The following is a 10488-nucleotide window of genomic DNA, read 5'->3' as shown; positions in this document are numbered from 1 at the left end:
GACGATCAAAAAGGTAACGGGCGTGAGGGGTGAGGGTGCGGGCCGCGAGGAGAGCGGGGCGCGAGGACGCGAGGCGGCGCGGGCGCGAGGCGGCGCGGGGATGGCGGGGCGCGAGGGTGAGGGCGAGCTGCGCGAAGCGCAGTGCAGGCCACGAGCAAAGCGCGGACAGCGTGGCGGGCGGGATGAGAGCGTTGTCGTGCGCAGCGTTTATCCATTTGTTCCCGGGCACCTGGCGGATACAGGCGACAACGCCTTCAGCAGGCGATCAGCGGGACGCAGCTGCCGACCCCGAAGTCTGGACCGTACGAACGCTGAGGACGTCCTGAGGGCGCTACAGCCGCCAGGCAGTGCCCAGCCACCAACCCCGTGCAGAGCGCGCCGACCTCCGCGACCGGCTTCGCAACGTCGACGGAGCACCCCCCCATCCCCGCGTGATATGGGAAACGGCCACACCCCGTAACAGGGCATGGCCGTTCCGGTGCTCGTGAAGGTCAGCTGCTGCGGTACCCGGCGTTGCGGTAGTCCTCCTGCTGAGCCCCGCCCTCGCGGCTGAAGTCCCAGCCACCTGCGGCTTCGCGGCCCGGGCGGCCGCCGATCGCGTAGCCGCCGATCTCCTGACCTCGGCGCCAGCCCCGGAAGTAGCCCGTGGTGTGCGCCGCGATGCTCGCCGCGTCGCGGACGATGCGCAGGGGGCGCTCTTCGCGCAGCGGGGAGCCCGGGACCAGGTTGGCCTGGGGGACGCGCTTGGGCAGGCCGGCCGACGTCTCCGCCGCCACCGACGGGGTCGCTGCCTTTTCGGCCGCTCGCCAGCCCGTGTCGGACGGGTTCGTCCAGTCCAGGTTCGTCGAGGCTTCCTCGTCGTGGCCGGTGAACCAGGCCGAGCGGGCCGCCGCGAAGATCAGCAGGTCGCCGTCGCCCTCGGCCGGGACCGGGGGTGAGGTGCTGCGGTCCAGGGCCGTCAGGGTCGTACGGCGGGCTGCCGCTCGGCCGTTGCGGCCGCCCCGGTCGTCGACCAGGCGCAGCGGTGGCGGCTCGGTGATCGCCGTCACGTCGGCCGGGGTGTTCGTCAGGCCGTTGAGCACCGACTCCACCAGGCGCAGGGACGGCGGTTCCTGCGGCATGTCCTGCCACGGCGGGCGGACCCGGCCGTCCGCCGGCGGGCTGCTCACCGCGGCCGGCGAGGGCGTTGCCGTCGGCTCGTCGTTGTTCATGAGCGGCCAGTTCGCGCGGGAGCCCGGCTCGGGGGTCTCCTGCGTCGAGCGCTGGGCCGGCATCGGCAGCGAGTAGTCCGTCGCACCGTTCGCGGCCGGCTGCCCGTTGCGGGTGTTCGCCCGGGGCGGGATCACCGTGCGCTGGCGTTCGGCGCGGGCGCTGCTCATCGCCGCGTTGGTCAGGGTCGGGCGGAACGGCTGGCCGCTGTCGGCGGGCGGCACCGAGGACGGGCGGGAGCCCGGCACGATCGGGGTCATGCCCGGCGGGGGCGGCGGGACCGAGACGGGCCGGCTGGCCGGGCCCGGGTCCGGGGTGCGGCTGGGCCGGCCGGCGGCCGCGGCCGGGGCGACCGGCGGCGGCGTGACCGGACGCGGCGCCAGCGGCGGCGGCATGACCGGCTCGGGAGCGACCGGTGGGCTGGTCATCGGGCGCGGCGTCGCGGGAGCGTTGCTCGCCGCGGCCGGCTCGGGACGGTTGCGGCGGCCCAGCCGGGTGCCGGTCTCCGCCGGACGCAGGCGGGTGCCCGTGTCGGCAGCGGCGGCGGGGCGGGGCATCCGGGTGCCGGTGTCCACCGGGCGGGGCAGGCGGGTGCCGGTGTCGGCCGGACGCAGGCGGGTGCCGGTTTCGGCGGAGCGCTGCGTCGAGGAGGCGGGCTCGGCGGCCCGGCGGGATCCGGCCTGGCGGCGGCCGGGGCTGCCGCTCAGCGACTGCGGGCTGACCCGGGCGACGAGGGTGCCGACCATGGCCTCGCAGGCGGAGTCGCAGGATCGGACGGCGCCGATCGCGTGCCGCACGGTGTCGGCGGCTGCCGACGACAGAGACTTGTTGATCCCGCCTCGGCGGGGGGACTCGCTGATCGCCACGACGAGCGCGGTGACAGCGGCGACGACCTGGTCGTCGGTGCCGGCGCCGGCCCGCGTCAGCTCCGCTGCCACGTCCTCGGCGACCTGGTCACCGTCGTGACCGCGGCCGGTGAGACGGCCGGGCTCCGGCAGCGCGTCCAGCACGGCGAGGGCCAGGGGATGAGCCGGATCCGGGTACGCCCGCAGCGCCGCCGGATACAGCTCGCGCAGCACCTCGCGCAGCGACGTGGCAGCGGCGTGCCGGCCGTTGAGCATCGCGACGTGGGCAGCGAGGACCGGCTTGTAGCTCACCAGCTCCCGCGGCGCCGGAATGGTGGCCGCGGTGAGGGCCCCTGCCTGCAGCGCGCGGGCCAGGCCCACGGCGCGGCGGGCCGCCGGTGATGCCGACATCTCCTCGGGGGAGTCGTCGTCGGCGAACCGCTCGGCGAAGTCGTCGGCTGAGTCGTCGTCGGCGACGGCGAGGGGACGGCCGGCTGCGGTCAGCAGCGACGTGACCATGTGGTCGTCGCTGTCGGCGGCTACCGCGGCGTCCGCGAAACCGCTCGTCCGCTCCACGAGCAGCGTGCCGAGCTGGGCATAGCCCCCCGGGTCGTCGCTGATCTCGTGAACGCCGAGCAGCCTTCCCGTGTCGTCCACCACGGCGATGGTCAGTTGCGAGCCGGCCGAGGCCGTCCGCACCGTCTCATCAGCCGACGCCAGACCGCAGTACACGCGCACGAGCGCCACGGCGTCGTCCTCCTCCCCGGGAGTGCTGTATTCGGCCAAGGACTGATGGTCCCTGTTGAGGGGTCAGTCGCGCCAGTCCACAGCGGCAGAGATCTTGCCGATAATCGAGCGCCAACCCAGACTCGCCTGTTGCGCCCCGATTTTACGCAGCTTGCGGCGTCCGAAGAAACCGCCCATTCCGCCACTCTCGGCCGACCGGAGAGACTCGTCCAGGTCGTCGAGCGGCGATCCAGGCGCCAGGGCCAGGATCACGGGCTTGAGCCGCAGGCCGTGGCCCAGGTCCCGGGCTACCTCGCCGGCGGCGATGAGCAGCGGCAGGTCCCACGTGTCGTGACCACCGCGCAGGTTCTCCACCACGAGGTCCAGCTCGTAGCGGTCGTCCGGCGCCGGGTCGATGTCGGTCGACTGTACCCGCTCCACGACGGTCGGCCACGTGTCGAGCTGGGCCAGGTCGTGCGGTGCACCCGAACGAATGAAGGAGACCAGCGACTCGGGGGTCTTGAAGGTGAGCAGCTTGCCGCGGTGGCTCAGGAAGATGGGGACTTCCTCGTCCTCCTCGGTCTCCGCGGCGGCCTCGGGCTCGTCCGCGAAGTCCTCCGGGTCGGGCTCGGCGACGACCTCGCCGTCCTCGGTCGTGACCGTGCCGTCCGGCTTGCGCTCCGACTTCGTGCCCGCGTCGCCCTCGGCGACCAGCGCGGCGAACTCGTCGTCGGCGATGACGCCGTCCTCCTCGGCGGCGCGGGCCGCGGCCGCACGCTCCCGGGCGTCGAACGGGTCGTCCTCGTCGGTCTCGATCTCGGTCGGCGTGAGCTCCGAGGCGAGCCGGTACGCCCGCAACGTCAGCCCCACGCCGCCCGGCATGGCGATCTCCACGGGCGAGATTCGTACCTCGTCCCACAGCTCACGGCCGGAGAGCCCGTCCTTCACGACAGCCTTCTCCTCCTTGACCGTCGAGCCCTCTTCGGGCGACTGGCTGGTCACGGTGACCTCCGGGTTGGTTCAAGCGAGCTGTTCGGACGGGTGAGTCTGGGCACACACCTTAGTGTGCGCTCCTGACAGGAGGCCGACCGAGGTCAGAAACCCTTCGGGTGCCAGACCGTCTTGGTCTCCAGCAGTGCGGTCATCGGGTGCAGTCCCGGGTCGGCGGTGAAGTCGGGCGTGTCGGCCGGTGGCCGGACCACCCGCTTGAGGTTGCCGGCCGCGGCCCGCTCCAGCTCGGTGGCGAGGGCGGGGTCCGCCACGCCGGTGAGGTCGAGCGCGTTGACGTCGTCGTGCGAGGCGAGCCAGGGTGCGGTCTCGGCGGCGTGGCCGGTGAGAATGTTCACCACCCCGCCCGGGACGTCGGAGGTGGCCAGCACCTCGGCGAGGGTGACGGCGACCTGGGGCGCGGCGGCGAGCACCACCACCGTGTTCCCGGTGACGACGGCCGGCGCGATGACGCTGATCAGCCCGAGGAACGAGGCCGGGGCGACCACGCCGACGACGCCGGTGGGCTCCGGGGCGGAGATGTTGAAGTACGGGCCGGCGACCGGGTTGGCACTGCCGTGCACCTGGGCGATCTTGTCGGACCAGCCCGCGTACCAGACCCAGCGGTCGACGGCCGCGTCCAGCTCGCCGGCCGCGACGCCCAGGGCGAGGAACTCGTCGCGCCGGGCCTCGACCATCTCGGCGATCCGGTAGAGCACCTGGCCGCGGTTGTAGGCGGTGGCGCCGGCCCACTTGGGCTGCGCCTTGCGGGCGGCCACGACGGCGTCGCGGGCGTCCTTGCGGGAGGCGAGAGCCACGTTGTCGCCGTCCACGAGATAGGTCCGTCCTGATTCGCTGCGCGGGAAGGCCCCGCCGATGTACAGCTTGTAGGTCTTGCGGACCGCGAGCCGGCCGCTCCGGACGACGGCGCCGGACGCCCCTCGGTCGCCCGCGGCAGCGGAAGTGGCACGGCCACTCCCGGCGGTGGCAGGGCCGCCGACCGGATCGCCTCCGGCGGAGGAAGAAGCTGAGCTGCCCTCGGCCGGAGGGGGAACAAGATCACCCTGGGCGCGTGCGGCTTCCCGGCCGCTCTTGGCCGGGGAGGCCTGGCGGTCGCGCTTGGCGCCGGTCGGGCCCTTGGCGCTGCCTGCGGCCTTGGCGACGGCTGCGGCCTTGGCGACGGCGGCCTTGGCGGGGGACGGGGACTTAGGCAAGGTATGCCTCCAGGCCGTGCCGGCCGCCCTCGCGGCCGTAACCGGACTCCTTGTAGCCGCCGAACGGCGACGTCGGGTCGAACTTGTTGAACGTGTTGGCCCAGACCACCCCGGCGCGGAGCTTGTCGGCCATGGCCAGGATCAGCGAGCCCTTGTCGCTCCAGATGCCGGCCGACAGACCGTACGGCGTGTTGTTCGCCTTCTCGATCGCCTCGTCGGGGGTGCGGAAGGTCAGCACCGACAGCACCGGCCCGAAGATCTCCTCGCGGGCGATCCGGTGCGCCTGGGTGACGCCCGTGAAGATCGTCGGGGCGAACCAGAAGCCCTGGGCCGGCAGCTCGCACGGCGGTGACCACCGCTCGGCCCCTTCGGTCGCGCCGACCTCGGAGAGCTCCCGGATGCGGGCCAGCTGCGCCGCCGAGTTGATCGCGCCGACGTCCGTGTTCTTGTCCAGCGGGTCACCGACCCGCAGCGTGGCCATCCGGCGCTTGAGGGCGGTGAGCACCTCGTCGTACGCGGACTCCTGCACCAGCAGCCGCGACCCGGCGCAGCAGACGTGCCCCTGGTTGAAGAAGATGCCGTTGACGATGCCCTCGACCGCCTGGTCGATGGGTGCGTCGTCGAAGACGATGTTCGCCGCCTTGCCGCCCAGTTCGAGGGTCAGCCGCTTGCGGGTGCCGGCGACCGACCGGGCGATCTGCCGGCCGACCTCGGTCGAGCCGGTGAACGCGACCTTGTCGACGCCGGGGTGCTCGACCAGCGCCCGGCCGGTCTCCCCGGCGCCGGTGATGATGTTCACGACGCCCGGCGGCAGCTCCGCCTGCTGGCAGATGTCGGCGAAGAACAGCGCGGACAGCGGGGTGGTCTCGGCCGGCTTGAGCACGACCGTGTTGCCCGCGGCCAGCGCGGGCGCGACCTTCCAGGCCAGCATCAGCAGCGGGAAGTTCCACGGGATGACCTGCGCGGCCACGCCCAGCGGTCGTGGGTCCGGGCCGAAGCCCGCGTACTTGAGCTTGTCGGCCCAGCCCGCGTAGTAGAAGAAGTGCGCGGCGACCAGCGGCACGTCGACGTCGCGGGACTCGCGGATCGGCTTGCCGTTGTCCAGCGACTCCAGCACGGCCAGCTCGCGGGAGCGCTCCTGGATGATCCGGGCGATCCGGAAGAGGTACTTGGCGCGCTCGGCGCCGGGCAGGGCCGACCAGGGGCCGAAGGCGCGGCGGGCGGCGGCGACGGCCAGGTCGACGTCCTCGGCGCCGGCGGAGGCGACCTCGGCGAGGACCTCCTCGGAGGCCGGGTTCACGGTCTTGAAGACCCCGCCGGAGGACGAGGCGGGCACGAAGGCGCCGTCGATGAACAAGCCGTAGGAAGGTGCGATGTCGACGACGGAGCGGGACTCCGGCGCGGGGGCGTATTCAAGGAATGACATGACCCTCAGTCCAGCGTGAAGTAGTCCGGGCCGGCGTAGTGGCCGGTCGTGAGCTTGGTCCGCTGCATCAGCAGGTCGTTGAGCAGCGAGGAGGCGCCGAAGCGGAACCAGTCCGGGTCGAGCCAGTCGTCGCCGACCGTCTCGTTGATCAGCACGAGGTACTTGATGGCGTCCTTGGTGGTGCGGATGCCGCCGGCGGGCTTCACGCCGACCTGGCGGCCGGTCTGCGCCCGGAAGTCCCGGACCGCTTCCAGCATGACCAGCGTCACCGGCAGCGTCGCGGCGACGGGCACCTTGCCGGTGGAGGTCTTGATGAAGTCGGCGCCGGCCAGCATGGCCAGCCACGAGGCGCGGCGCACGTTGTCGTACGTCCCCAGCTCGCCGGTCTCCAGGATCACCTTCAGGTGCGCGGACCCGCAGGCCTCCTTGACCGCGACGATCTCGTCGTACACGAAGTCGTAGCGACCGGACAGGAACGCGCCCCGGCTGATCACCATGTCGATCTCGTCGGCGCCGCCGGCGACGGCGTCGCGGGTGTCGGCGAGCTTGACCTCCAGCGGGGCCTGCCCGGACGGGAAGGCCGTGGCCACGCTCGCGAGGTGCACGCCGGAGCCGGCCAGCACCTCGGCCGCGACCGGGACCATGGCCGGGTAGACGCAGAGGGCGGCCACGCTGGGGCAGGTGGGGTCGGCGGGGTCGGGGCGCAGCGCCTTGGCCGACAGGGCCCGGACCTTGCCGGGGGTGTCCGCGCCCTCGAGGGTGGTCAGGTCGACCATCCGGATGGCCAGGTCGATCGCCGCCGCCTTGGCGGTGGTCTTCACCGACCGGGTGCCGAGGGCAGCCGCCCGCGCCTCGACGCCGACCTTGTCCACCCCGGGCAGCCCGTGCAGGAAAGACCGGAGGTTGAAGGCGGAACCGGACATTGTGCCGCCCGAGAGCGGCTCCGCCGCACTGCCCGGAGAACCGAGAGGGAGCCTCGACGTCGCTGTCGCAGTCATGAGAGGGATTCTACGCGGCCCGCCGACAGTTGATCTTGGAGAACCCCGGTAGGTTGATCGGCGTGGACGTACTCGTCGTTGATCATCCGTTGGCCCAGTCCCGCCTCACCGTCATGCGTGACGCGCAGAGCGACTCCGGAGCCTTCCGCGCCGCCCTGCACGAGCTGACCACCATGGTCGTGTACGAGGCCGCCCGCACCTTCGCCGTGGAGCAGTTCCCGATCAGCACCCCGGTGGCGCCGACCCAGGGCACCCGGCTGGCCAACCCGCCGCTGATCGTGCCCGTGCTGCGGGCCGGCCTGGGCATGGCCGACGCCGCCCTGGCGCTGCTGCCCGAGTCGTCGATGGGCTTCGTGGGCCTGGCCCGCGACGAGGCCACCTACGAGCCGCGCGCCTACATGGAGTCGCTGCCCGGTGACCTCGCCGGCCTGCCGGTGCTGGTGCTCGACCCGATGCTGGCCACCGGCGGCTCCCTGGTGCACTGCTGCCGGCTGCTGGTCGACCGGGGCTGCACCGACGTCATCGTCTGCTGCGTGCTCGCCGCGCCGGAGGGCATCGAGCGGCTGCGCGACTCGGGCCTGCCGCTGCGGCTGGTCACCGCTTCGATCGACGAGGGCCTCAACGAGAAGATGTACATCGTGCCGGGCCTCGGTGACGCGGGTGACCGGCAGTTCGGCGGCATGCCCCGGTTCTGAGGCTGCTTACACAGGGTGATCGGTTCGGGCCGAAGTTATCCCTGTCGAAGCATCTCGTCTGCCTCGCGTTCATCCCTGCGTCTGCGCAGAGTAATGAGCCCGGCGGAAGGCATGATGTACTGTGGCCACCGCCGCGGACTCATGCGGCAGACGGCCCTGTCACGCTAGCGTCACAGTCAGTGACTAGAGGCTTCCCGCATCTGTAGCTGTGCGTACCCAGGAGGACCCTCCATGTCGGCAAACCAGGCCGCCATCCCACCCGCTCGCCCCGTGATCGGCGAGGCCGAGATCGATGCCGCCGTCCGCGTCCTGCGCAGCGGCATGGTCGTGCAGGGCCCCGAGGTCGCGGCTTTCGAGCGCGAGTTCGGCGAGCTGGTCGCCGGTCGGCACTGCGTCGCCGTGAACTCCGGTACATCGGCTCTGCAGCTCTCACTGATGGCCCTCGGCTACGGCCCCGGTGACGAGGTCATCGTCCCGTCGTTCTCGTTCGCCGCCAGCGCCAACGCCGTCCGGCTGGTCGGCGCCACCCCGGTGTTCGTCGACATCGAGCCGGGCAGCTTCTGCGTCGACCCCGACGCGGTCGCCGCGGCGATCACCCCGCGCACCGTCGCGATCATGCCGGTCCACCTGTACGGCCACCCGGCCGCGATGGACCGCCTCATGCCCATCGCCGAGGCGCACGGCCTGGCCGTGGTCGAGGACGCCGCCCAGGCGCACGCCGCGGCCCTCAACGGCACCCCGGTCGGCGCCTTCGGCGCGGTCGGCTGCTTCAGCTTCTACCCGACCAAGAACATGCACTCGCTCGAAGGCGGCATGATCACCACCGCCGACGCCGAGCTCGCGCGCAAGCTGCGGCTGCTGCGCAACCAGGGCATGGAGGCGCGCTACCAGAACGAGATCGTCGGCGCCAACATGCGGATGACCGACGTCGCCGCCGCCATCGGCCGGGTGCAGCTGACCCAGCTCGCCGGCTGGACCGACAAGCGCCGCGCGAACGCCGCCTACCTGGACGAGCGGCTGACCGGTGTGGTCACCCCGCCGGTCGCCGAGGGCGCGAAGCACGTCTACCACCAGTACACGGTCCGGTTCACCGGGGACCGGGACGCGTTCCAGGCCGGTCTCAAGGACCTCGGCATCGGCAACGCGGTCTACTACCCGACCCCGATCCACAAGCTCAAGCCGTACCTGGGTGAGGACGGGCAGCCGGGCCCCTGGAAGCTGCCGGAGACCGACCGGGCCGCCGAGGAGGTCGTGTCCCTGCCGATCTTCCCGGGGCTGACCACCGAGGAGCTCGACCGGATCGCCGACGCGGTCAACACCGTGGCGGTGCGGGCATGAGCGCGGGCAACGGACTGCGGGCCGGTCTGATCGGCCTGGGCGCGATGGGCCGTAACCACGCCCGTGTGCTCAACCTGCTGGACGGCGTCGAGCTGGTCGGCGTGCTGGACCCGGCGCCGGGCGCCGTCGCGCCGGGCGGCGTGCCGGTGGTCACCGACATCGAGCAGTTCATCGCCCTGCGGCTGGACTACGCGGTGGTGGCCTGCCCGACCGGGCTGCACGAGGAGATCGGGCTGCGGCTGGCCGAGGCCGGCATCTGCGCCCTGATCGAGAAGCCGCTGGCGCCCTCGGTGGAGGCGTCGAACAGGCTGGTCGAGGCGTTCGAGAGCCGCGGCCTGGTCGGTGCGGTCGGCCACATCGAGCGCTACAACCCGGCGCTGCAGAGCCTGCGGACGCGCCTGGAGGCCGGCGAGCTCGGCGACATGTACCAGGTCGTCACCCGCCGCCAGGGCCCGTTCCCGGGCCGGATCGCCGACGTCGGCGTGGTCATGGACCTCGCCACCCACGACATCGACCTGACCGCCTGGGTGACCGGCCGCGGCTACCAGGACGTCGCCGCGCGCACCGTCTCGCGCAGCGGCCGCCCGCACGAGGACATGGTCTCCGTGGTCGCCTCGATGCAGGACGGTCTGATGGCCAACCACCTGGTCAACTGGCTGAGCCCGATGAAGGAACGGTCCACCGTGATCACCGGCGCGAAGGGCTGCTTCATCGCCGACACGCTGACCGCCGACCTGACTTTCTTCGCCAACGGCGCGATCGGCACCGAGTGGGAGGCGCTGCGCGCGTTCCGCGGGGTGTCCGAAGGCGACATGGTCCGGTTCGCGATCCCGAAGCGGGAGCCGCTGCTCGTCGAGCACGAGCGGTTCCGCGACGCGGTCGAGGGCAAGGAGAGCGACATCGTCACTCTGCGCCAGGGCATGCGTACGGTCGAGGTGGCCGCCGCCGTCCTGCAGTCGGCCAAGTCCGGCGACACGGTGCACGTGCCTGCTCCGCAGGCCGGCTGACCACTGAGGATCACCGTCGGCCGGGTGCGCGATGTCACGCCCC

General features: G+C 72.4%; 8 protein-coding genes. 3 read left to right on the top strand and 5 right to left on the bottom strand.

What is annotated here, in order from left to right:
- Positions 1-491 precede the first annotated feature (491 nt).
- The 5 genes from Aau02nite_RS42340 to deoC all read right to left on the bottom strand — a co-directional run bounded on the left by Aau02nite_RS42340 (position 492) and on the right by deoC (position 7330).
- Positions 492-2840, bottom strand: coding sequence for a transposase (locus Aau02nite_RS42340; protein ID WP_212994311.1), 2349 nt, complete (start codon positions 2838-2840; stop codon positions 492-494).
- Between the two features lie 24 nt (positions 2841-2864).
- A complete protein-coding gene (locus Aau02nite_RS42335; protein WP_212994310.1) occupies positions 2865-3782 on the bottom strand; it encodes a SatS C-terminal domain-containing protein in 918 nt (305 codons plus the stop codon).
- A 92-nt stretch (positions 3783-3874) separates the two neighbouring features.
- Complete coding sequence (locus Aau02nite_RS42330) at positions 3875-4651, bottom strand: aldehyde dehydrogenase family protein (RefSeq protein WP_212994325.1); 777 nt, start codon at positions 4649-4651, stop codon at positions 3875-3877.
- A 322-nt stretch (positions 4652-4973) separates the two neighbouring features.
- Positions 4974-6407: an aldehyde dehydrogenase family protein gene (locus Aau02nite_RS42325; protein ID WP_212994309.1), complete on the bottom strand. Its 1434-nt coding sequence runs from the start codon at positions 6405-6407 to the stop codon at positions 4974-4976.
- Between the two features lie 5 nt (positions 6408-6412).
- A complete protein-coding gene (deoC, locus tag Aau02nite_RS42320; protein ID WP_212994324.1) occupies positions 6413-7330 on the bottom strand; it encodes a deoxyribose-phosphate aldolase in 918 nt (305 codons plus the stop codon).
- Between the two features lie 137 nt (positions 7331-7467).
- Between deoC and upp the strand changes: the two genes are divergently transcribed.
- From upp to Aau02nite_RS42305, 3 genes are all read left to right on the top strand, one after another.
- On the top strand, positions 7468-8100 hold the full coding sequence (gene upp / locus Aau02nite_RS42315; protein WP_212994308.1) for a uracil phosphoribosyltransferase: 633 nt from the start codon (positions 7468-7470) through the stop codon (positions 8098-8100).
- Positions 8101-8331: 231 nt separating this feature from the next.
- Positions 8332-9438 carry a DegT/DnrJ/EryC1/StrS family aminotransferase gene (locus tag Aau02nite_RS42310; RefSeq protein WP_212994307.1) on the top strand — a complete coding sequence of 369 codons (1107 nt, stop codon included), beginning with the start codon at positions 8332-8334 and terminating at the stop codon, positions 9436-9438.
- Entirely contained in the window at positions 9435-10445 is a 1011-nt protein-coding gene (locus tag Aau02nite_RS42305) for a Gfo/Idh/MocA family protein (protein ID WP_212994306.1), read from the top strand. The genes Aau02nite_RS42310 and Aau02nite_RS42305 overlap by 4 nt, the downstream gene beginning before the upstream one ends.
- Positions 10446-10488 lie beyond the last annotated feature (43 nt).

It is taken from the genome of Actinoplanes auranticolor, assembly GCF_018332655.1.
Lineage (GTDB): Bacteria > Actinomycetota > Actinomycetes > Mycobacteriales > Micromonosporaceae > Actinoplanes > Actinoplanes auranticolor.
This window is presented reverse-complemented; position numbering and strand designations above follow the sequence as displayed.